The organism is Catellatospora tritici, from assembly GCF_019083965.1.
Lineage (GTDB): Bacteria > Actinomycetota > Actinomycetes > Mycobacteriales > Micromonosporaceae > Catellatospora > Catellatospora tritici.
Map to the genome: position 1 here is coordinate 129,025 of NZ_JAHRCY010000015.1, position 21,409 is coordinate 150,433.

The window sequence follows — 21,409 nt, forward strand, 5'->3', positions numbered from 1 at the left end:
GACGGTCGTGGTCACCGACGTCCTCCTCCGAGCCGGTTCGCCACCAGGGCGTTGAGCCCGGCGACGAGGATGATGATCAGGAACAGGGCCCAGGACATCGCCGCGGCGTAGCCCAGGTTGAGGTTCTTCCAGCCGACCTTGTAGATGAGCTGGGCGATGGTCTGCCACTCGCCGTTGGAGCCGCCGGTGGCGGCCGCCGGGTTGGCCTCGAACAGCATCGGCTCGGTGAACAGCTGCAGCCCGCCGATGGTGGACAGCACCACCGTGAAGATCACGACCGGCAGGATCATCGGTACGGTGACCCGCCACAGCTGCTTCCACGCGCTCGCGCCGTCCAGCGCCGAGGCCTCGTAGATGTCCCGCGGGATGGTCTGCATCGCCGACAGGTAGAGCAGCGCGTTGTAGCCGATCCACTTCCAGTTGACCATCGTGGCGATGGCGATCCAGGACTGCGCCTTCCCGGCCCGCCAGTCCAGCGGGTCACTCGGGTCGTTCAGCCCGATCAGCGACAGCACCCAGTTGGCCACGCCACTGTTCTTGGAGAAGATCACCAGGAAGACCAACGTGGACGCGGTGAGCGGCGTGATGTACGGCAGCAGCATGCTCACCCGGAACCAGATCTTGCCCTTGAGCTTGCGGTTCAGCAGGTGCGCGAGGCACACGGCGGCGAACAGCTGCGGCACCGTGGACAGCACGAAGATGCCGAACGTGTTGAACAGCGCGTTCCAGAAGTCCTCGTCGCCGGTCAGGCGCTCGAAGTTGGCCAACCCGGCCCAGCCGTCCTGGGCCGGGTCGTCCAGGCGCCACGTGCGCAGGGCCACGATCCCGTTGAAGATCAGCGGGAACAGCCCGAACACGGCGAAGAGGATGAAGAACGGAGCGACGAGGACGTACGGCATCTGCCGCACGTCGAAGCGGTGCAGCCGGTGCGATAGCCCGCGCACGATTACCTCCAGTTAACCGAGATCGGTCGATATGATGCGGTCGCGGGCGAAGGGGTGGACGCCGTAGGGAGACGCCCACCCCTTCAGATCCCCACTGCAACGCGGGTCAGGCCTTGGCCGCCTTGTCCGCTTCCTTGAGCGCCTGCGCCCAGGCGTCCGCGGACTTGGTCGTGCCCGCCTGCACGGAGTTGATGACGTTCTCGACCGCGACCCGGGTCGGGCCGTTCTTCTTGCCCAGGTACTGCGGGGTCAGACCCTCGGCGGTCTTGCTGAAGATCTGGCCGACCGGGGCGTCGCTGAAGAACGGGTTCTTGAAGTCGGCGATCGCCGGGTCCTTGTAGAGGGCCGGCTGGGAGGGCAGGTTGCCGACCTTCTTGAAGATCTCGATCTGCTGCTCGGGCTGGATCAGCCACTCCAGCAGCTCGTACGCCTCGGCGGTGTGCTTGCCGGACTTCGGGATGGTCAGGAACGAGCCGCCCCAGTTACCGCCGCCGCCCGGGATCGCGGCCACGTCCCACTTGCCGGAGGTGTCCGGCGCGGTGTTCTTGATGTGGCCCTGCATCCAGGCCGGGCAGGCCAGCACCGCGAAGTCGCCCTTGACGAAGCCCGCGTTCCACTCCGGCGACCAGGCCGCCAGGTTCGCCGACAGGCCCGCGTCGATGGCCTTCATGGTGGTGTCGAAGGCGACCTTGGGGCCGCCGTCCATCTTCAGGGTCTCCTGCTCGTCGTAGAAGCCCACCGGCTGCTGGCCCAGGACCGGGTTGAACAGGTTGGTGGCGTTGTCGAGGAACTTCTTCTTCGACTTGGCGGTGTAGCCCTGGCCGACCTTGATGAACTCGTCCCAGGTGGGCCACAGCGCCGAGACCTCGTCGCGCTCGGTGGGCAGGCCCGCCGCCTTGAACAGGTCGGTGCGGTAGCACATGGCCAGGCCGCCGACGTCGGTGCCGAGGCCGATCTGGGTCTTGCCGTCGGCCGACAGGGACTGCTTCCACTTCCAGGGCAGGTACTTGTCCTGGTACTTGCCCGCGCCCTTGTCCAGCAGGTTCACGAACTTGTCAGCCTGGCTGCGGAAGCTGACGATGAAGCCCTCGTCGATGGCGGCGATGTCGGCCGCGCCGGAGCCGGCGATCAGCTTCTTCTGCAGGTCCTCGTGCTGCGCGTTGTATTCGCCCGAGTTGAGGACGATCTTCACGTTCGGGTGTGCCGATTCGTACTTGGCCTTGAGCTCGTCGAGGCCAAAGTCGCCCCAGAAGGCGATCTTCAGCTCGACCGTGCCGCCGGGCTTCTCGGGGTCGTCCCCGCCCTTGCACCCGGCGAGGACCACGGCGCCGACGGCAAGGACTGCGGTGACTGTGGCCCAACGGGACCTGGTCAGTCGCATGGCATCCTCCGTACCATTTGGAGCGCTCCCATATATAGCGAAGCGTCTACTGAACCGGATAAGTGGCCCTACGCTACGAGCGCCGCGTTCATGTGTCAACCGTGAGTCTTCGCCGTGACAGTTCTGTGACGTGGCGCATGAAAACCGATTAAGCTATATTTATGATCATTGATTTATGACGGTAAAAGTTGGTCGTGAACACGCTCTCCGTAGGGCATGATCGTCGGGTGGTGTGCGGCGACGAGAAGAGGTGAAACGGACCGTGGCACAGGATTTGATGATCAGTGAGCATGTGGTCATTCCGGCCGGAGAGCTGCGGGAACGCTTCTCGCGCAGTTCCGGGCCGGGTGGACAGGGGGTCAACACGGCCGACAGTCGGGTGGAGCTTTCATACGATGTGGAGCGCTCCCAGGCACTGCCGGAACCGTTGCGTCAGCGCGCGCTGGCGCAGCTCGCCAACCGGCTCGTCGACGGCGTGCTGACGATCGCCGCCAGCGAGCACCGCGCGCAGCTCGCCAACCGCGAAGCCGCCCGCGCCCGGCTGGCCGCCCTGCTGCGTACGGCGATCGCCCCGCCGCCACCGGCCCGCCGCCCGACCCGGATCAGCAAGGGCGCCCAGGCCCGCCGCCTGGAGTCCAAGCGTCACCGCTCGGCCATCAAGCAGAACCGCCGCTCCGGCTACAGCGACTGACCCACCAGCCGCGGCAACAGCAACCGACTCACTGGCCGCCCGCCCGTCGACCGCCCGCCGGGGCCGGAGGGCGGGAGGATGATCGCTGATGGCGGTCAAAATGTGGGCTGGGGGCGCAGGTTTTGACCGAAAGCGGCGATCATCATCGGGGAGATCGGCGTCAGTGGTCAGAATGCGGAGAAGTGGGCCATGGCCATGCACGGAAATGACCGCTCGTAGCGATCTTCGAAGCAGCCGTCCCAACATCCGAGCCGCCGGACAGGCATCCGCCATCATGGATACACCGAAACGTTCCGCAGACCGCGATCTTGCCCCAGAACGCGCTCCGAGTGAAACCCCGCCCCCACGCATCGCGCCCACCGGCCGATGAATCGACGGGATTGGACAGTCAGGGTCAGCTGCGGGCCTGGCGGACGGCGGGGGTGACCTCGGCCAGGGCGGCGAGTTTGACGAACAGGCCGCAGGCGGTCTGCGCCTGGACCCGCCGCTGGTAGGCGCGACTGGCCACGGCCGTCGCGTCGGCCGCGACGTCCAGCCGCCACGCCCAGGCGAGCCGGTTCACCCGGTACACCTGGGGCTCGGTGTCGGCCAGGGCCGCGCGCAGTGCCTCGACCGCGACAATGCACTCGTCGACGTCGGGATAGCCGGACGCGGACCGGCCGAGATCGCGGTTGTTGCTGGACAGCAGGCGCCAGGTGACGCCCATCGGCGGCCGCTCGTAGAACTCGAACCGAGCGGTCACCGACGATCCCCGTTCTGCCAGACGGTCCGGGGCAATGGCCGCACACCGGATCAGAACACCGTCACCCGGCAACGTGGACAGAATTTGGCCATACGGTGAACAGCACGTCACCCAACAGGCGAAGAGACGATCACAGCACCGCCCCGCCCAGCTCAGGGAAGACCTTGCCCACCTTACCCAGCAGATATTCGCCATACGTTCCGGTGAAGGCGCGCAGGTCCTGGCCATCCCAGCGGTCGCGGCCGTCGTCTCCGGTCCGGGCCCGGCCGGGCAGCGGCGGCACCGTGGCGGCGAACGCGGGGTCGAAGAAGAACGGGAACGACAGCCGGTCGTGCCCGCTGGTGTTGCGTACGCGGTGCGGGGTCGACCGGTACCACCCCCCGGTGAGCCGGTCGAGCATGTCCCCGATGTTGCACACGAACGTGCCCGGCACCGGCGGCGCCTCCATCCAGCCGCGCGGCGTCCTCACCTGCAGGCCGCCGTTGTCGTCCTGGGCCAGCAGCGTCAGCAGGCCGTAGTCGGTGTGCTCGCCCACGCCCCAGCCGTCGTCGCCCGCCGGCGCGGGCGGGTAGTGGAAGATCCGGAACAGCACGGTGGGATCGGCGGTGTATCCGGCGGCGAAGTAGTCCTCGTCCAGGTCCAGGCTGACCGCCACCCCGCGCATGACCTCCTGGGCGACCGCGGTCAGCGCGTCCAGATAGGTCAGCACGAGGGGAGCCAGCTCGGGCACCTGCCGTGGAAAGAGGTTGCCGCCGTGTAGCGGCAGCCCGGCCCGTACGCGGGGATCGTCGTCGGGCAACTCGGTGCCGAAGTACAGGCCCTCCTTGAGGTCTGGGCGGCCGGAGGTCAGCTCGCCGCCGACCGGGAAGAAGCCGCGCCAGGCCCGCCCGCCGCGCGCCATCGCGATCTCCATCTTGTCGGGCTCGGGCAGCTCGAAGAACTCCCTCGCGGCCTGGTCGAGCTGCGCCATCAGCTCGGGCGGCACACCGTGCCCGGTCAGGTAGAAGAAGCCGCTGTCACGGCAGGCCGCGCGGATGCCGTGGGCCACGGTCGCGCGCGGCTGGGCCAGGTCGATGATCGGCAGGCTGCTCACGCCTCCATCCTCGCGCACCCCGAGCGGCCGCGCGTGCCGATCCCGGCTACCTCGAATAGGGCCACCCACCCGTATACGACCGCACCGGTCAACCGTCCGATCGTCCGTCAACCAGTCCCTCCACCTGCGACGGAAATGCGTCAGCCGGTCCACCCAAAGGGCCATTCAACCGTTTGTTCACACATGGAAGGGTGAGCCCCAAGCAACGACTAGGAGGAACGCATGCGTTCAAGCATCAGGCCAAGCGGGCTACGCTCCGCCGGAAGGCTGGGCATGGTCGCCGCTGTGGCCTTCGCGGGGGTCCTCGTAGGAGCGGCGCCGGCGCACGCGACGGCCACCAAGACCGTGGCGTTCTACAGCATGGACGAGGCCTCGGGCTCGACCGTGCTGGTGGACAGCAGCGGCAACGGCAAGAACGGCACCATCGGCGACGAGGTGGCCACCGGCACGCTGTACGCCGGAGCCACCGGTCACCGGTTCGCCGTGCACCTGCCCGAGGATGAGGAGTACGTGCCGGGACACGTGAACACGGTCCCGAACACGAACGACTTCAACCCCGACGCGGGCGACTTCTCGTTCACCATCCGCTACCGGACCACCTACTCCTTCGGCAACATCATGCAGAAGGGGCAGGGCAGCCAGGTCGGCGGCTACTGGAAGTTCGAGGCGCCCGGTGGCAGCCCCAAGTGCCTGTTCCGGGGTGGCGACGGCGCCTCGCGCACCGGCTACATGGACGGCACGATCAACGACGGCCAGTGGCACACCGTCACCTGCAACCGGACCTCGGCGTACGTCGAGATGTTCGTCGACGGCGTGCGCACCAGCCGCCTCAACGGCCCGACCGGCACCATCTCCAACACCCGGCAGTTCTCGATCGGTGGCAAGAGCGCCTGTGATGGCGTCACGGTCACCTGCGACTACTTCGTGGGCGACATCGACTACATCAAGATTCTCAAGGGCGCGGGCGGCGCGGCCAACGCCACTCCGGTCGCCCACCTCGCCCCGAGCTGCACCGGTCTGATCTGCTCGCTGTCGGGTTCGGGTTCCACCGACTCCGACGGGGCGATCCAGAACTACGCCTGGAACTTCGGCGACGGCAGCAGTGCCGACACCGACAGCGTCCCGGCGACGTCGCACACCTTCGCGGCGGCGGGCACGTACAGCGTCACGCTGACCGTCACCGACGACCGGGGCGCCACGGACACCGACACCCAGCAGGTCACCGTCGCGCCGATCCCGGAGAAGATCTCCTTCGTCGGGCAGGCCACCGCGAACGCGAACGTCGCCCAGCACGTGGTGACGGTGCCGTCCTCGGTGCAGGCGGGCGACCGGCTGCTGCTGGTCCTCAGCCAGAACACGCACGCCACCACGGGTGCGCCGACCGGGGTGACCGGCTGGACCCAGCTGGAGCGCCTCGACGGCGGCTACGCCACCACGACCGCGTGGACCAAGGTCGCGGCGGCCGGGGACGCGGGCACCCAGGTGCGGGTGACGCTGTCGGCGCAGTCGAAGGGCAACTTCATCGTCGCGGCGTACCGCGGCGTCGACGGGGTGACCTTCGCCAGTGCCACGGACATCGCCAGCAGCGCGGGCCGGATCACGCCGACCGTGGCGGTGACCGGGAGCCAGAGCTGGGGCGTGTCGTACTGGATGCACGGCGACGCCGCCTCCACGGCCCTGACCGCTCCGGCCGGGGTCGAGGTGCGCAGCAACGGCTCGCAGACGGGCGGCGGCCGGGTCACCGGTCTGCTGGCCGACTCGGGCAGCTCGCTGCCGACCGGCAACTACGGCGGTCTGACCGCCACCGCTGCCGCCGCCAGCACCACCACGACGACCTGGACCTTCATCCTCCAGGCGGCGTGACCCGCTCGACCGGACCGGTGGTGGCCCGGCGGCACCACGCCACCACCCAGCATTGACACTGGCCTATCTAGAGGACGCGGACCCCCGCAACAGTCCTCCAGATAGGCCAGTGTCATTGAAGGGCGGGGCGCCGCCCGTCCGAGCGGCGACCCCGGAAGCGAATGGGTTTCGCGTTCGCTAAGCTCGCGGCGTGCCGCGCATCACAGCCGCGGCGAGCAGAGGAGAGTGGCGCCCGTGGACGCCGACGTCATCGTCGTAGGTGCCGGCCTGGCCGGATTAGTCGCCACCGCCGAACTGGCCGACGCGGGCAAGCGGGTGATCCTGCTGGACCAGGAGCCCGAGGCCGCGCTCGGCGGGCAGGCGTTCTGGTCCTTCGGCGGCCTCTTCCTGGTCGACTCCCCCGAGCAGCGCCGCATGGGCATCCGCGACACGCGTGAGCTGGCCCTGCAGGACTGGCTGGGCAGCGCCGGGTTCGACCGCGAGTGCGACGCGTGGCCGCGCCGCTGGGCCGAGGCGTACGTCGACTTCGCCGCGGGCGAGAAGCGGCCCTGGCTGCACGCGCAGGGGGTGCGGTTCTTCCCGGTCGTCGGCTGGGCCGAGCGCGGTGGGTACCTGGCCGACGGGCACGGAAACTCGGTGCCGCGCTTCCACATCACCTGGGGCACCGGGCCGGGGCTGCTCGCCCCGTTCATCAAGCGGGTGCGGGCGGCGGCCGAGCGAGGGCTGGTCAAGCTGGCGTTCCGGCACCGGGTGGACGAACTGACGGTGACCGGGGGCGTCGTCGACGGCGTACGCGGCACCGTGCTCGAACCGAGCCCCGCGCAGCGGGGCGAGGCGTCCAGCCGTACCCCCGCGGGCGAATTCGCACTTCGCGCCCAGGCCGTGATCGTGACCTCGGGCGGCATCGGCGGCAACCACGACCTGGTCCGGCGCAACTGGCCGCAGCGGCTCGGCACCCCGCCGAAGAAGCTGCTGTCGGGCGTGCCCGCGCACGTGGACGGCCGGATGCTCGGCATCACCGAGGCCGCGGGCGCCAACATCATCAACCCGGACCGGATGTGGCACTACACCGAGGGCATCGAGAACTGGGCGCCGATCTGGGACAAGCACGGCATTCGGATCCTGCCCGGCCCGTCGTCGCTGTGGCTGGACGCCACCGGCCGCCGCCTGCCGGTACCGCTGTTCCCCGGCTTCGACACCCTCGGCACGCTGGAGCACATCATGACCACCGGGCACGACCACACCTGGTTCGTGCTCACCCAGAAGATCATCGAGAAGGAGTTCGCGCTCTCGGGCTCCGAGCAGAACCCCGACCTGACCGGCAAGAGCGTGCGCCAGCTGCTCAAGCGGGTGCTGCCCGGCGCGCCCGGCCCGGTCGAGGCGTTCAAGCGCAACGGCGCCGACTTCGTCGTCGCGGACACCCTGGACGAGCTGGTCGCGGGCATGAACAAGCTGACCGAGACCCCGCTGCTGGAGCTGCCGGAGGTACGCCGCCAGGTCGAGGCCCGCGACCGGGAGATGGACCACGCGTTCACCAAGGACCTGCAGGTCACCGCGATCCGGGGCGCCCGCAACTACCGGGGCGACAAGTTGATCCGGGTGGCCACGCCGCACCGGCTGCTCGACCCGAAGGCCGGGCCGCTGATCGCGGTACGGCTGAACATCCTCACCCGCAAGACGCTGGGCGGGCTGGAGACCGACCTGTCCGGGCGGGTGCTGCGCGCCGACGGAAGTCCACTGCCCGGCGTGTACGCGGCGGGCGAGGTGTCCGGGTTCGGCGGCGGCGGCGTGCACGGGTACCGGTCGCTGGAGGGCACCTTCCTCGGCGGCTGCCTGTTCTCCGGCCGCCAGGCCGGACGCGCGGCCGCCGCGGCGCTCTGACCCGCGCGACCCGCCCCCGAACCGCGCGCCGCGGCGGGCCGCAGACGCGTTAAGAAGGGCCCCTTCTACCTCGTATTCCGATAAGAAGGGGCCCTTCCTTACCGCGGGGGGCGCAGAATACGGCCATGACCGAGATTGCGACGGAGGCGATCGTCGCCACCCGGGCCGGTCGGGTCCGCGGGCGGATCAGCGACGGGATCGCGGTGTTCCTGGGCATTCCGTACGCCGCCGCCCCGTTCGGCGAGCACCGGTTTCGGCGCCCCGCCCGGGTGCAGCCCTGGGACGGGGTACGCGACGCGCTGGCCTACGGCCCGACCGCGCCGAAGGCCCCGTTCCCGCCCCCGATGGACCGGCTGCTGGCCGACCCGGACGTGCCCGGCACCGAGTGCCTCAACCTGAACGTCTGGGCACCGACTGACGGCTCCGCCTGCCCGGTCATGGTGTGGATCCACGGCGGCTCGCTGCGCAACGGCTCGTCCTGCCCGCCCGCGTACGAGGGCAGCGCCTTCGCCCGCGACGGCGTGGTGCTGGTGTCGCTCAACTACCGGCTGGGCATCGAGGGCTTCGGCGTCTTCCCCGACGCCCCCGCCAACCTCGGCCTGCGGGACCAGATCGCCGCGCTGGAGTGGGTGCGCGACAACATCGCCGCGTTCGGCGGCGACCCCGACAACGTGACCGTCTTCGGCGAGTCCGCCGGTTCCATCTCCATCGGCGCCCTGCTGACCAGCCCGTACGCCGAGGGACTGTTCCGGCGGGCGGTGCTGCAGAGCGGCGCCCCGACAGCCCAGCCGCGCGATGCCGCGGCCCGGCCGACCCGGATGATCGCCAAGAAGCTGCGCGTCCCGGCCACCGCCGAGGCGTTCGCCGCGGTCGAACCGCGACGGCTGCTCGACGCGCAGGTCGCCATCGCCCGGGGCGGGCCGCCGATCGGCAACGGAAACGGGTTCACCCTGGCCGTCGACGGCGACACCGTGCCGCGGGACCCGATGAGCGCGCTGCACGCGGGCGCCGGGGCCGGGATCGACGTGCTGCTCGGCTACAACGCCGAGGAGTACCGGCTGTGGTTCGTACCCACCGGGCTGCTGGAGAAGGTCAACGGCCTCACGCTGCGGCTGGCGCTGGCGAAGTTCCGCGTCTCGGGCCGGACCACCCAGGTCTACCGCGCGGCGTGGCCGCTGGCACGCCCCGGCGAACTGCTGGGCATCATCGCCACCGACCGGATGCTGCGGCTGCCCCTGAACCGGCTGGCCGACGCCCGCCTGCCCGCCCGCACCTGGCTGTACGAGTTCGCCTGGCAGTCCCCCGTGGACCGGCTCGGCGCCTGCCACGCGCTGGAGATCGGGTTCGTCTTCGACACCCTGTCCAGCCCGGACGGCCGCGCCCTGGCCGGGGACGCCCCGCCGCAGCCGCTGGCCGACACCATGCACCGCGCCTGGGTCTCCTTCGCCACCACCGGCGACCCCGGCTGGCCCGCCTGGGACCCGACCCGACCCGTCATGCGCTTCGACGCACCCGCGTCCGAGCTGGTCCGAGCACCCCGGGCGGCCGAACTCAACGCCTGGCCGTGACTCCGCCCCGACGCAACACCCCGCGCCAGTCCGCGCGCCACGCCACGCGCCGCGCCGGGCCGCCGGGCCGCCGGGCCGCCGGGCGGAGGCTGCAGTTTCGGGGAAACTGCTGGAATCTTGGGGCGGATTCGTGCAGTTTCCCCGAAACTGCACGATCATCTGGGCGGCGGGCGGGCGGGTGGATCCGGGCTCAGGGCGCGGGTGGCATGCGGGCGGCGGCGAGCTGCTCGGCGAGGAGGGTCGGCGCCTCGGTCAGCGACGGGCCGTACCAGGTGAGGTGGCGCCCGCTGACCAGGGCGTACGGCGTGCCGGGAAAGCTCTCGGGGCCGTCGTCGCGGGTGAACGCGTACGGCTCGTCGGGCAGCACCACCAGTTCGGCGCCCTGCTCCCGCAGCTCGGCGAGGGCGGGGCGCGGGTAGCGATCCGGGTCGTCGCCGTAGACGTTGTCGACGCCGAGGCGACGCAGCACGTCCCCGGCGAAGGTGCCGCCGCCGAGCACGATCCACGGGCGGCGCCATACCGGGACGATCGCCCGGCGGGCGGGCCGCGGCCCGACGGCGGCCCAGGCGGCGCGGGCATCGGCCAGCCAGCCGGGTTCGGCGGGCGCGCCGAGGGCGGCGAGCATGGTGCCCAGGTCGGATAGGGCTTCGTCGACGGTACGCGGAAAGGTCACGTGGAGCTCCACGCCCGCGGCCCGCAGCGCGTCGGCGTCCTCGACCCGGTTCTCCTCCATGTTGACCAGCACCACGTCGGGGCGCAGCGCGAGCACGCGGTCGAGGTCGGGGTACTTCGTGCCGCCCACCCGGGGGACCGCCAGGTCGGCGGGGTGGGTGCACCAGTCGGTGGCGCCGACGAGATCGTCGGGCAGGGTCGCGGCCACGGCCTCGGTCAACGACGGCACCAGCGACACGATCCGCACCCCGCCACGCTACGCCGCCACACTCGCCCGCTGCCGCGCGCCGCCGCCCAGCGCCACGCACCGCCGCAGGTAGGCGTCAAGAAGGGCCCCTTCCTCCACGTAAAGCGATAAGAAGGGGCCCTTCCTTACTTCAGTTCGGTGACGAGCCAGGCGACGGTGTCGGAGGCGGGCAGCGGCTTGCTGAACAGGTAGCCCTGGCCGAAGCCGCAGCCGATGTCGCGCAGGATGTCGCGCTGCTGCTCGGTCTCGATGCCCTCGGCGATGACCTCCAGCCCCAGCGTCGCGGCGAGCCGGACGATGCCCTCGACCAGGGCGCGCTGCTGAGGCGAGGTCTCGATGGCCCCGACGAACGACTTGTCCAGCTTCACCACGTCCAGGGACACCTGGCGCAGGTAGCTGAGCGAGGAGTAGCCGGTGCCGAAGTCGTCGATGGCCACCCGTACCCCCGCTTCGCGCAGTTCGGCCAGGTCGGCCCAGACCTCCTCGTCGTCGTGCAGCAGCAGCGTCTCGACGATCTCCAGCATCAGCCGGTGCGGGGGCAGCCCGGCCTCGTCGAGCTCGCGCAGCAGGTCGGCGACGACGCCGGGGGTGCGGAACTGGCGGGCCGAGACGTTGATGCTGACGTACGGCCCGACCCCGACCCGGGTCGGCCACAGCGCCGCGGCGGCCAGGGCCTGCCGTACCACCTGGGTGCCGATCGGCACGATCAGCCCGGACTCCTCGGCCACCCCGATGAACTCGTCCGGGGCGAGGGTGCCCCGGGCGGGGTGCTCCCAGCGCACCAGCGCCTCCAGGCCGACGGTCTGCCCGCCGTCGAGTCCCACCACCGGCTGGTAGCGCAGGCTGAACTCCTGCTCGGCCACGGCCCGGTCCAGGTCGGCGCGCAGTTGGAGGCGCTCGATCAGCGCCTCGTGCAGTGCGGGCTGGTATCGGCGCCACTGACCCTTGCCCGCGCCCTTGGCGGCGTACAGGGCCAGGTCGGCGTGGCGCAGCAGTTCGTCGCCGTCGTCGGCGTGGCGGGTGGTGGCGACGCCGACGCTGGCCTCGGCGGGCACCATATGGTCGCCGATGGGAACGGGCAGCGACAGCGCCCGCACCACCCGCTCGGCGACCCGCTCGATCGCGGCGTTGTCCGCGGCGTCCTCGATCAGGGCGGCGAACTCGTCGCCGCCCAGCCGGGCCGCGGTGTCGTGCGGGCGCAGCACCCCGCGCAGCCGCTCGGCCACCTCTGCCAGGAGTTGGTCGCCCACCGGATGGCCGAGGGTGTCGTTGACGTCCTTGAAGTCGTCGAGGTCGATGAACAGGACGCCCGCGATGGTGCTGTTGCGCCGGGCCCGGTCGACGGCGAGGGTCACCCGGTCGACGAACAGCGCCCGGTTGGCCAGGCTGGTGAGCGAGTCGTGGAAGGCCCGGTGGGTTAGTTCGCGTTCCAGCCGGCGGCGCTGGGTGACGTCGCGCAGGGTGACCACCAGCCCGCCCACGGTCGGGTCGTCGCGCAGGTCGCGGCTGGAGACCTCGACCTGGATGCGGCGGTTGCCGACCCCGCAGACGGTCCAGTCGGTGGTCTCGCCGCGCCGTTCGCTGCGGGCCCGCCGCAGGTAGGCGGCGCTGCGCTCGTGCTCCTCGGGCACGACCAGGTCGAGCAGGTCGGTGCCTTCCAGCCGGTCGCGGCCGAACATGGCCATGGCCGACGGGCTGCTGTACCGGATCTCGTTGCCCGCCTCGACGATCATGATGACGTCGGCGGTGTTGTGCACCAGCGCGCGGAAGTACGCCTCGCTGTCGCGCCGGTTGATCTCCTCGTTGGCCGTGATCCGCGCCAGCGCGAGCGCCGCCTGCAGCGCCAGCACCTCGATCGAGCCCTGCAGCGTACGCAGCACGTTCTCCTCGGCGGCGACCAGCAGGGTGCCGATGCGCCGCCCGCCCGCGGCGCCATCGGCCGGGGCGAGCGGGCAGCTGAGCGCGACGTCGAACCCGGCCAGTTCGCGCGCGTCCGGCTCGGGCAGGTCGCCGATCCGGCACAGCAGCGCGCTCCTGGGCGCGGCGACCGTGGCCGGACCGGACCGGGTGGGCTGGTCGGGCCGGTCCACGGTCAGGATCACCCGGTGGTCGGTGTCCCGGGGCATCAGCCCGGTCGCGGCCCGGCGCACCGCCTCGGTCACCTGAGCCGAGTCGGTGAAGCCCACGAGTTCCGCGCCGACCTCGCGCAGCATGCGCTCGCGCAGCAGCGACTGCCGATGTGTACGCATCGCGTCGACCAGCCGCATCAGCACCAGCGCGAACATCGCCACGGTGAGCACGGCGATGATCTCGCCGTTGCCGACCGGCCCGCGTAGCGCCTCGACCAGCAGCACCGCCGGGGGCGCCAGCGAGCTCAGCCCCAGCACGACCAGCCGCCGCCCGCTCAGCTCGGCCGACTGCAGCGGCCGAGGCTCGGTCAGCCACACCATGTCCGGATGCAGCGCGGCCAGGCCCCAGCCCCAGTACAGCAGCATCCAGCCGACGTCGAGCTGCCCACCGATGTGCCAGAACCCGTCCAGGCGGGCGAACAGGTGCAGCATGTCGCTGACGAACATGCCCGCCCCGCCGACGGCCAGCAGGATCACCGGCGCGCTCCAGCGCGACACCACCACGATCCGCATCACCAGCGCCAGCAGCACCAGATCGGCCAGCGGATAGGCGACGGTGGTGATCTGGTCGAACGGGGAGAGGCCGGGGGTGGTGAACCGGGGTTCGATGACCAGCACCCAGGCGACCAGACCGGTGCCGAGAATGAGGGTGAGCGCGTCGAGCAGCCCCGCCCGGTCGCGCACCGCCGAGCCCGAGCTGGCCAGGCCCATCAGCCCGATGCTCATGAGCACGAACATGGCCAGGTAGCACAGGTCGATCGCCAGGGGCACATGGTAGGGCGTGCCGCTGTCGCGATTGATCACCGCCGAGGCGGCGTCGCCGACCACGAACAGGCACAGCGCCAGGGCGAGCAGATGCCATGGGCGCGCGCGTCTCGGGCGGTTGCGGCGTATCCCGAGCTCGACGGCCAGGATGCCGCTTACCCCGAGCACGGCCCACAGCCACACCTGGATCGGTGCGATGGCGTAGTAGAGCGCGCCAAGCAGCACCATCCAGGCCGTGAATAGCGCCGAAACGGTGCGAGACGACACAATCCCCTCCGGATAACAGTATTACGTGACCGGCCGGGCGTCGCTCGAATGCGCTTTTGAGGGGCCCCGCCACGACGCGGTAGTCTGACCGCCTGTCCTGGCAACGAGCCCTGTTCACGTACCGCCTGCCAACCGTCGCGCACCCCGACTCCGCCAGTGGCCCCACCACCTGGCCCGTCTACCCGGCCGCCACCCCCGGTGGCCCGGACGGCACCCCGGAGTCCGCGCGGCAACGACGGAAGGAACCCCCGTGACCCCCATCGCGCCCCGACGGCCGAGGCGACGTGGCACCACGGCCGCGCTGCTGCTGGCCGCCGTGACCCTGCTGCTGACCGGGCTCGCCCCGGCCGCGCCCGCGCTGGCCGAGCCGCCGAACGAGGGCAGCAGCACCAAGCTGGCCCAGCTGCGCGCGAACCTCGACAGCCTGGCCAAGGGCTACCTGGAAGCCCAGGCGACCCTGGAGGCGTCGCAGGCCCGACAGAAGACGCTCACCGCCGACCTGGCCACCGCCGAGGCCGACCTGGTCGGGCTCAAGAAGCTCGTCGCGGTGTACGCCGCGGAGGCGTACAAGACCAGCCGCCTCGGCGTCATCAGCCTGATGATCAGCGGTGGCGAGCCCGGTTCGCTGCTCCAGCGGGCCAGCGCGATGGACCGGCTCACCGAGCGCGACCAGAGCCGCCTCGCCGCACTGACCCGGCGCCAGCGGGACATCACCGACGCCAAGGCCGCCCTCGAAGCCGAGATCAAGACCGAGCAGGCCGCGCTCGCCGACATGGACAAGCGCAAGAAGGCGGCCGAGAAGGCGTTGCAGGCGGCCGTCGGCGGCGGCACCACCAGCGGATACATCAACCCCAACTCGCCGCTGGCCAAGCCCGCCCCGCGCAACTCCGACGGGTCCTGGCCCAGCGAGAAGTGCAGCGTGGACGACCCGACCACGGGCGGCTGCATCACCCCGCGCACGCTCTGGGCGATGAAGCAGGCCAAGGCCGCCGGGTTCAACCACTACGTCTCCTGCCACCGCGACGGCGGCGACGGCGAGCACCCCAAGGGCCGCGCCTGCGACTTCGCCGCCGGCGTCAGCGGGTTCGAGAACAGGTCGGCCAGTGGCGCCAACCGGACGTACGGCAACGAGCTGGCCTCGTTCTTCATCAAGAACGCGAACCGCCTCGGCATCATGTACGTGATCTGGTACTGCAAGATCTGGGTCAACGGCGCCTGGAAGTCGTACAGCTCAGCGGGCTCCAACTGCGGCGACTCCCCCGCCGGCGACCACACCAACCACGTACACGTCTCGGTGTTGTAGGGGTGCGCGGCGGGGCATAGTGATTTCATGACGGATGTCGGAAACCCGCCGCAGTACTTCTGGTGCGTAGTGCACCACCGTGTCGAGACGGGCAAGGAACGCTGCCCCGCGAAGAACCTGCTCGGCCCGTACGGTACGCCCGCCGAGGCCGAGCAGGCGCTCCAGCGCGTGCAGGAGCGCAACGAACAGTGGGACGAGGACGACGCCCGCTGGAGCGGGCAGCAGTCCTGACCGCTCAGGCCGCCTGCGGCGCGGGTTCGCGCAGCAGGATGGTCAGGTCGGCGGTGGCCGCCTTCTTCTGCCGGCCCGCGTGCTCCAGTTCGAAGACCAGTTTCACCACCACCTCGAAGTAGCCGCGCGGGCGGGTGCGGGCCGACAGCAGGTCGGCCCCCATCCGCACCCGGGCGCCGACCGGCACCGGGGCGCGCAGGCGCAGGTTGTCCAGACCCTGGTTGACGGTCATGTCGACGCCGTCGACCCGCCAGATCTCGGCCAGCAGCGTCGGGGTGAGCGACATGGTGAGGAAGCCGTGCGCGATGGTCTGCCCGTACGGCCCGGCGGCGGCGCGCTCGGGGTCGGTGTGGATCCACTGGTGGTCCCAGGTCGCCTCGGCGAACAGGTCCACCTGGCGCTGGGTGATCTCGTGCCACTCGCTGTGGCCCAGAAACCGGCCCACCACCGAGTCCAGGTCGTGTACGTGCGTGATCGTCTTCGGCACATGGGCATCCTAGACGGATGCCCATGTGCCGATCATCGGCTCACGGGCTGGTACAGGTGAGCGGGACGTTGAACGGGGAACCGGTCGCGGTGAAGCCGAACGTGGTGGAGGCCCGCGCGGTCAGGCTGCCGTTGTAGGTCTGGTTCTTGACGGTCACGTTCGATCCGCTGACCGTCAGCACGCCGTTCCACAGCTGGGTGATCGAGGCACCGGACGGGGTCGTGAACTTGACCGTCCAGGCGCTGATCGCCGCCGCCCCGGCGGTGACGGTGACCTGGCCCTGCCAGCCGCCCTGCCACTGGCTGGACAGCGACAGCGTCGCGGTGCACGCCCCGCCCTGGCCCGACGGACTGGGCGAGGGGCTCTGCGACGGGCTCGGCGACGGGCTCGCGCTCGGCGACGGGCTGGGCGACGCGCTCGGCGAGGTGCTGGGGCGCGGCGAGGCGCTGGCACTGGCACTGGCCGAAGGGCTGCCGGACGGGCCGCCGCTGGTGGTGTAGGCGACCTCGGTGTACGCCGCCGGGCAGGACGAGCCGCAGGAGGCGGGCAGCGAGAACGTGTACACCCGGCCGTTGTTGATCAGGGCGTCGTTGGCGTCGCGTACCCGGATCTGGAACTGGGTGCCACCGGCCGTGACCGGCGCGGTGAGGTAGCTCTGCCCCATGTCGCTGTTCATGTTCGCGGTCTGCCAGGCGCCGTTGGCGAAGTACTCCACCCCGTGGATGCCGTTGGCCAGGTGCGACACCGCGATCGCGCCCCACCACGACTGCGCGCCCTGCAGAAACCCGACCTTGATGTCCCCGCTGTAGTTCGGCGCGGAGATGAACTGCCAGGTCATGTGGCGGTTGTTGAAGTGGTTGGGGTACATGTCGGTCACCGTGGCGCCGTTCTTGACGAACCGGTTGAGCGACGCCTTGGCCAGGTCGATGTGGTACGGATCGTCCCGGCACCACGCGTTGGCGTCACCGCAGCTGTCGGCGACCAGCATGTTCAGCACGCCGCCGTTGTAGCCGTCGGCGACGTATGACCCGTTGCGGCAGAATGCCTGGCCGGGTGCCCCGTCGTTGATCCCGGTGCAGTAGTCGCCGACGGTGACCTGCACCCACCGGCCGCAGTTGCGCCCGTTGTCCCACGCCCCGACTTTCGTCCCGGCGGGCACCGGCCGCGTCGAGTACGCGTAGTCGTTCGGGGTGTTGAACACGTTGAGCGCGATGAAGTCCTGGCTGTCGAGGTTGGCCTGCGGCATGCCGCAGCCGCCGTACGGCGCGCCGAGCGCGTCGAACCAGGTGGTGTTGCCGGTGACCGGCGTGGTCACGGTGAGCGCCGCCGCGGGCAGGCGCGGCAGCATGAGCAGGGCCAGGGCCAGCGCCGACAGCGCGGCCAGCACCGCCGCGCGCAGGCGCAGCTCACCGGCGCGCCGCGACAGGGACAGAGGTCGAGTCGTCATGAGCGGGAAGTCCTTTCGCCCGCCACCGGCGCACGGCACGGTGACGAGTGTCGCTGCTTGGCTGACATGACGCCGTGGTCCGGCCGGGTCTGACCCACCCTGATGGCCGCCGACGACGTAGGCTCCCGTCGATATCGTCGCACACCACACCGGGTGGCCGACACCCGGTGTCCGAGCGGTGGAGTGTCAAGCAGCCGAACCGGCTCCGCCCCTGCCGACGACGCCACAACAGGCCGGTGCGCTCTGTCGCAACCGACAGGCGTATGCGAAGCTGCCCCGAGTTTCCCGCAGCGCTTCACCCCGAAAAGCGCGTTCACTTTGGAGGTCTTCGTGGCCTGGTTCATCGGCCAGTCGCTCCTCATAATCATCGCTGCCTTCATCCTGGGCCTGCTCGTCGGCTATCTGCTCTGGGCGCGGCGCAAGCCGGAGTCCATTGAGGAGACCGTCGACGAGGAGATGGTCGACACCATCACGCTGTCCCGGATCAGGGAGGAGGTGGTGGCCATGGAGTCGGCCAAGACCGACACCGCGCAGGTCGCCGCCGAGCAGCCGGTGGTCGCCGCCGCCGAGTCCGACGAGATCGAGGTGCAGCAGCGCCCGGTCACCAAGGTCGCTCCGATCGTGAAGGCCGCGATCCCCAAGCAGGTCGAGCCGGATGACGCCGCCGACGCCGACATCCCGGTGGTCGCCGCCGTCGCGGTCGCGACCGAGGACACCCCCGCCGACGACATCGAGCGCATCGAGGGCATCGGGCCGAAGATGAAGGCCGCCCTGAATGCCGCCGGCATCCGCACGTACGCCCAGCTCGCCACCGCCGACGAGACCGCCCTGCGCACGGCGATCGAGAACGCGGGCATGAACTTCGCGCCCAGCATCGTGACCTGGGCCGCGCAGGCCCAACTGCTCGCCGACGGGGACGAGGCCGGGTTCGAGGACCTGACCCGTCGCCTGGTCGCCGGGCGGGACACGGGACGGGCCTGATGAGCGACCGGAACAACCGCAGGTTCAGCCGGCTGGTGGGGCTGACCGTCGCCGTGGTCGGCCTGACCGGCATCGTGGTGGCGCAGCACATCCCCATTCGGCACCGGATCGAGGACAACCTCACCGGCCGCTCCGAGCAGGCGCTGGCGGCGGCCGGGCTGACCGGCATCCGGGTCAGCTTCATCGGCCGCGACGGCACGCTGCGCGTCGCCTCGGCGGACCAGGCGGACCCGGCCCTGGCCATCGTGCGCGCGCTGGAGGGCGTACGGGTCGCCGAGGCTGTCATCCCCGAGGCCCCCGCGCCCACCCCGCCGCCCGCACCCGTCCTGCCGTCGGTGCTGGTCACCGTGGCCGGCGGCAAGGTCACCCTGAGCGGCAAGGTGCCCGACGAGGCCACCCGCACCGCGCTGGCGCAGGCGGCGACCGCGATCTCGGCCGAGGTCGACAACCAGGTCACTGTTGACGCGACGGTCAGTGACACGGGGCTCGGCAGTCTGGCCCCGGTGCTGCAGGCACTGGGCAAGAACGCCGCCGACGCCACGGTGGAGCTGCGCGAGGGCGCGCTGACGCTCACCGGCACCGTCAAGACCCAGGCGGCCAAGGACGCGATCGCGACCGCGGCCACGGCCGGTGGCGCCACCGTCATCGACCAGATGAAGGTCGAGGTGCAGCAGGCGCTGATCAGCCTGCCGCCGGTGACGTTCCTGGACAACCGCACCGTGCTGACCGAGGCCGGGCAGGCCGCGCTGGTCAAGGCCGCGCAGATCCTGACCGACAACCCGACGGTCAAGGTGCGCATCGAGGGCCACACCGACACCATCGGCAGCAACGAGTCCAACCTGGCGCTGTCCAGGGCGCGGGCCAAGACGGTGGTGGACTTCCTGGTCGCGCACGGCGTCAGCGCCGACCGGCTCACCTCGGTGGGCTACGGCGAGACCCGGCTGAAGGTGCCGGACACGACCGAGACCAACCGGGCGATCAACCGCCGGGTGGAGTTCATCGTCCTGCAGTGACGCACGAACGCAGAGCGCCCCGCGACAGCTGTCGCGGGGCGCTCTGCGTTTCGGTCAGCCCGTGTAGCGGACGCGGTAGACCTTGGCGTGGGCCGAGGTGGGGTCGTCCTTCTCGGCGTCGGGCCATAGGGCGGTGAAGTAGAGGCCGTCCGGGCCCGCGGCCAGGCCGACCACGGTCGAGCGGCCCTCGCCGTTGTACTCGATCAGCGGCTTGGGGTCGGACACCGAACCGTCCGGGCCGAACGTGAACTCCACGATCCGCTTGCCCAGCTCCTGCGGCCCGAGCGCGTACGTGGGGCCGCTCTCGGCCACGAACATGTGGCCGTACTTGTCCTGCGGGAAGCCGGCGCCGTGGTTGACCTGCGGGTCGATGAAGGCGATCGCGGTGGGGGCGGTCGAACGCTCCCAGACGTACAGGGCGGGCCGGCGCATGCTCTCGCGCTCGCCGTTCCACTGGTAGTCCACGCCCTTGTCGACCTTGGCCAGCCGGTCGATGGAGGTTCCGTTCTCCACCTCGTAGTAGCCGCCCTCAGGCCGCCAGGCGCCACCGAACGGGTTGCGGAAGCCCAGGGCGTACACGTAGTCGCGGGAGGTGATCCCGTCCTTGGCGTCGTAGTACGGATTGTCCTCCGGCGCGCTGCCGTCCGGGTTCAGCCGCAGGATCTTGCCTCGGAAGGAGTCGAGGTTGCGCGCGGTCTCCGGGGTCATGCCGTCGCCCATGTGCACGTACAGCTTGCCGTCCGGGCCGATGGTCAGCTGCGAGATCTGGTGCGCGGCCTCCTGCGACTCCCCGGGCATGTCCAGCACCGTGGTCTGCTTGGCCGCGTGCAGGCCGCCGTCGGTGCTGTGCAGCCGGATCACGCGCGGGAAGTGCTTGCCGTCGGACTCGTGCAGGATCGCCGCGAACACGTCGCCGGTCTGCGGCTCGACGACCACGCCGGTCACGCCGGTCTCGCCCTTGCCGGGGAACTTGCCGCTGGGGTCGAAGTTCAACAGGCCCTTGGCGTACGTATGGGTCTTGAAGTCGCCGGTGACGACCTTGATCGAGCCGTACAGCTCGGTCACGTACGCCAGTGGCGCCGCGCGGTCGTCGGAGTGCTTCGGCACCATCGCGATGTGCACCGGCAGCTCGAACCCGTCGGCGACCTCCTCGACCCGGTAACCGGGCTGGCGCACCACCCAGCGGTCGCCGTTGGGCAGCGGTTCGCGCCGCGCGTCGGTGCGGAAGGCCCGCTGCCCGTACGCGCCCCACTGGGTCTGCCCGCCCGCCGTGTCGAACCGGTAGCGCACCCGCAGCTCGTAGTCGCGATCGGGGGCCAGGTCCGCGCGCCCGGCGAACTCGTTCTCGAACACCCCGTCGCCCAGGTGCGCGTGTACCTTCTGCGGGCCGCCCACGCAGCCGCCGAACCATACCCGCCGCGCGGGCTGGGTGGTCCAGATCTCCCAGTCGGTGCAGCCCAGGGTGGCCCCGTGGACCTGCGCGGCGGCCTCGGCCGCCGCCGGCGCCGTCTCCATGTGCACGTCGGCGCCGCTGACCAGCCGACCCTCCACCGCGGGCTCGGTGATGACGGGCGCGTCGGCCGCAACACCAGGGTCCGATGTGGATGCTGCCGGTCGCAGTGCGGTCCAGGCGCCGCCGCCGACCGCGACGGCCAGCACCGCCGCCAGGACGAGGGTGTTGCGGGTTTTCATATTTCCCCCAGA

At 70.8% G+C, this 21,409-nt stretch carries 17 protein-coding genes; 8 read left to right on the forward strand and 9 right to left on the reverse strand.

All coding sequences use genetic code 11. The annotated features are described in order from the left end of the window. Window positions 1–11: 11 nt before the first annotated feature. Both KUA19_RS29180 and KUA19_RS29185 read right to left on the reverse strand, forming a co-directional pair. A complete protein-coding gene (locus KUA19_RS29180; protein WP_308167705.1) occupies window positions 12–944 on the reverse strand; it encodes a carbohydrate ABC transporter permease in 933 nt (310 codons plus the stop codon). A 106-nt stretch (window positions 945–1,050) separates the two neighbouring features. Beyond that, the gene (locus KUA19_RS29185; protein ID WP_217400947.1) at window positions 1,051–2,325 is read right to left on the reverse strand and encodes an ABC transporter substrate-binding protein; all 1,275 of its coding nucleotides are present in this window, start codon (window positions 2,323–2,325) and stop codon (window positions 1,051–1,053) included. A gap of 277 nt (window positions 2,326–2,602) precedes the next feature. On the opposite strand from KUA19_RS29185, the gene arfB reads away from it, so the two are divergent. Continuing rightward, window positions 2,603–3,016, forward strand: a complete 414-nt coding sequence (arfB, locus tag KUA19_RS29190) for an alternative ribosome rescue aminoacyl-tRNA hydrolase ArfB (protein ID WP_217400949.1) — start codon at window positions 2,603–2,605, stop codon at window positions 3,014–3,016. Between the two features lie 394 nt (window positions 3,017–3,410). Here arfB and KUA19_RS29195 read toward each other — a convergent pair whose 3' ends face one another. After that, window positions 3,411–3,758 (reverse strand): hypothetical protein, encoded by a 348-nt coding sequence (locus KUA19_RS29195; protein ID WP_217400951.1) that lies wholly within the window; start codon window positions 3,756–3,758, stop codon window positions 3,411–3,413. A 130-nt stretch (window positions 3,759–3,888) separates the two neighbouring features. Further along, a complete protein-coding gene (locus tag KUA19_RS29200) occupies window positions 3,889–4,851 on the reverse strand; it encodes an isopenicillin N synthase family dioxygenase (protein ID WP_308167706.1) in 963 nt (320 codons plus the stop codon). Between the two features lie 273 nt (window positions 4,852–5,124). Here KUA19_RS29200 and KUA19_RS29205 point away from each other — a divergent pair, with 273 nt between their 5' ends. The 3 genes from KUA19_RS29205 (at window position 5,125) to KUA19_RS29215 (ending at window position 10,163) form a co-directional block, all read left to right on the forward strand. Then, window positions 5,125–6,714: a PKD domain-containing protein gene (locus KUA19_RS29205; RefSeq protein WP_217400956.1), complete on the forward strand. Its 1,590-nt coding sequence runs from the start codon at window positions 5,125–5,127 to the stop codon at window positions 6,712–6,714. A 234-nt stretch (window positions 6,715–6,948) separates the two neighbouring features. Then, the gene (locus tag KUA19_RS29210) at window positions 6,949–8,595 is read left to right on the forward strand and encodes an FAD-binding dehydrogenase (RefSeq protein ID WP_217400958.1); all 1,647 of its coding nucleotides are present in this window, start codon (window positions 6,949–6,951) and stop codon (window positions 8,593–8,595) included. Between the two features lie 125 nt (window positions 8,596–8,720). Beyond that, the gene (locus KUA19_RS29215) at window positions 8,721–10,163 is read left to right on the forward strand and encodes a carboxylesterase/lipase family protein (protein ID WP_217400960.1); all 1,443 of its coding nucleotides are present in this window, start codon (window positions 8,721–8,723) and stop codon (window positions 10,161–10,163) included. Window positions 10,164–10,353: 190 nt separating this feature from the next. On the opposite strand, the gene KUA19_RS29220 is transcribed toward KUA19_RS29215, so the two are convergent. Both KUA19_RS29220 and KUA19_RS29225 read right to left on the reverse strand, forming a co-directional pair. Further along, the gene (locus KUA19_RS29220) at window positions 10,354–11,082 is read right to left on the reverse strand and encodes a helical backbone metal receptor (protein ID WP_217400962.1); all 729 of its coding nucleotides are present in this window, start codon (window positions 11,080–11,082) and stop codon (window positions 10,354–10,356) included. A 125-nt stretch (window positions 11,083–11,207) separates the two neighbouring features. After that, entirely contained in the window at window positions 11,208–14,204 is a 2,997-nt protein-coding gene (locus KUA19_RS29225) for a putative bifunctional diguanylate cyclase/phosphodiesterase (protein WP_217400964.1), read from the reverse strand. Window positions 14,205–14,493: 289 nt separating this feature from the next. Between KUA19_RS29225 and KUA19_RS29230 the strand changes: the two genes are divergently transcribed. Together KUA19_RS29230 and KUA19_RS29235 are read left to right on the forward strand one after the other, a co-directional pair. Then, window positions 14,494–15,546, forward strand: a complete 1,053-nt coding sequence (locus KUA19_RS29230) for a coiled-coil domain-containing protein (RefSeq protein ID WP_308167707.1) — start codon at window positions 14,494–14,496, stop codon at window positions 15,544–15,546. 27 nt (window positions 15,547–15,573) lie between these two features. Next, window positions 15,574–15,777 carry a hypothetical protein gene (locus KUA19_RS29235; RefSeq protein ID WP_217400966.1) on the forward strand — a complete coding sequence of 68 codons (204 nt, stop codon included), beginning with the start codon at window positions 15,574–15,576 and terminating at the stop codon, window positions 15,775–15,777. Between the two features lie 4 nt (window positions 15,778–15,781). Here KUA19_RS29235 and KUA19_RS29240 read toward each other — a convergent pair whose 3' ends face one another. Together KUA19_RS29240 and KUA19_RS29245 are read right to left on the reverse strand one after the other, a co-directional pair. Next, window positions 15,782–16,264, reverse strand: a complete 483-nt coding sequence (locus tag KUA19_RS29240) for a MaoC family dehydratase (protein ID WP_308167708.1) — start codon at window positions 16,262–16,264, stop codon at window positions 15,782–15,784. A gap of 40 nt (window positions 16,265–16,304) precedes the next feature. Beyond that, window positions 16,305–17,711 (reverse strand): cellulose binding domain-containing protein, encoded by a 1,407-nt coding sequence (locus KUA19_RS29245; protein WP_217400968.1) that lies wholly within the window; start codon window positions 17,709–17,711, stop codon window positions 16,305–16,307. A gap of 330 nt (window positions 17,712–18,041) precedes the next feature. On the opposite strand from KUA19_RS29245, the gene KUA19_RS29250 reads away from it, so the two are divergent. Both KUA19_RS29250 and KUA19_RS29255 read left to right on the forward strand, forming a co-directional pair. Further along, entirely contained in the window at window positions 18,042–18,692 is a 651-nt protein-coding gene (locus KUA19_RS29250) for a helix-hairpin-helix domain-containing protein (RefSeq protein ID WP_217400970.1), read from the forward strand. Next, window positions 18,692–19,705 (forward strand): OmpA family protein, encoded by a 1,014-nt coding sequence (locus KUA19_RS29255; protein WP_217400972.1) that lies wholly within the window; start codon window positions 18,692–18,694, stop codon window positions 19,703–19,705. Before KUA19_RS29250 ends, KUA19_RS29255 begins: the two co-directional genes overlap by 1 nt. A gap of 54 nt (window positions 19,706–19,759) precedes the next feature. Here KUA19_RS29255 and KUA19_RS29260 read toward each other — a convergent pair whose 3' ends face one another. Continuing rightward, complete coding sequence (locus KUA19_RS29260; protein WP_217400974.1) at window positions 19,760–21,397, reverse strand: PQQ-dependent sugar dehydrogenase; 1,638 nt, start codon at window positions 21,395–21,397, stop codon at window positions 19,760–19,762. Between the last annotated feature and the right edge of the window lie 12 nt (window positions 21,398–21,409).

What these genes read in the sequence shown, in the direction of transcription:
- KUA19_RS29185 (WP_217400947.1), bottom strand. Translation starts at nt 2,325, where the DNA reads ATGCGACTGACCAGGTCCCGTTGGGCCACAGTCACCGCAGTCCTTGCC.
- arfB (WP_217400949.1), top strand. Translation starts at nt 2,603, where the DNA reads ATGATCAGTGAGCATGTGGTCATTCCGGCCGGAGAGCTGCGGGAACGC.
- KUA19_RS29205 (WP_217400956.1), top strand. Translation starts at nt 5,125, where the DNA reads ATGGTCGCCGCTGTGGCCTTCGCGGGGGTCCTCGTAGGAGCGGCGCCG.
- KUA19_RS29215 (WP_217400960.1), top strand. Translation starts at nt 8,721, where the DNA reads ATGACCGAGATTGCGACGGAGGCGATCGTCGCCACCCGGGCCGGTCGG.
- KUA19_RS29225 (WP_217400964.1), bottom strand. Translation starts at nt 14,204, where the DNA reads ATGGTGCTGCTTGGCGCGCTCTACTACGCCATCGCACCGATCCAGGTG.
- KUA19_RS29235 (WP_217400966.1), top strand. Translation starts at nt 15,574, where the DNA reads ATGACGGATGTCGGAAACCCGCCGCAGTACTTCTGGTGCGTAGTGCAC.
- KUA19_RS29245 (WP_217400968.1), bottom strand. Translation starts at nt 17,711, where the DNA reads ATGACGACTCGACCTCTGTCCCTGTCGCGGCGCGCCGGTGAGCTGCGC.
- KUA19_RS29255 (WP_217400972.1), top strand. Translation starts at nt 18,692, where the DNA reads ATGAGCGACCGGAACAACCGCAGGTTCAGCCGGCTGGTGGGGCTGACC.
- KUA19_RS29260 (WP_217400974.1), bottom strand. Translation starts at nt 21,397, where the DNA reads ATGAAAACCCGCAACACCCTCGTCCTGGCGGCGGTGCTGGCCGTCGCG.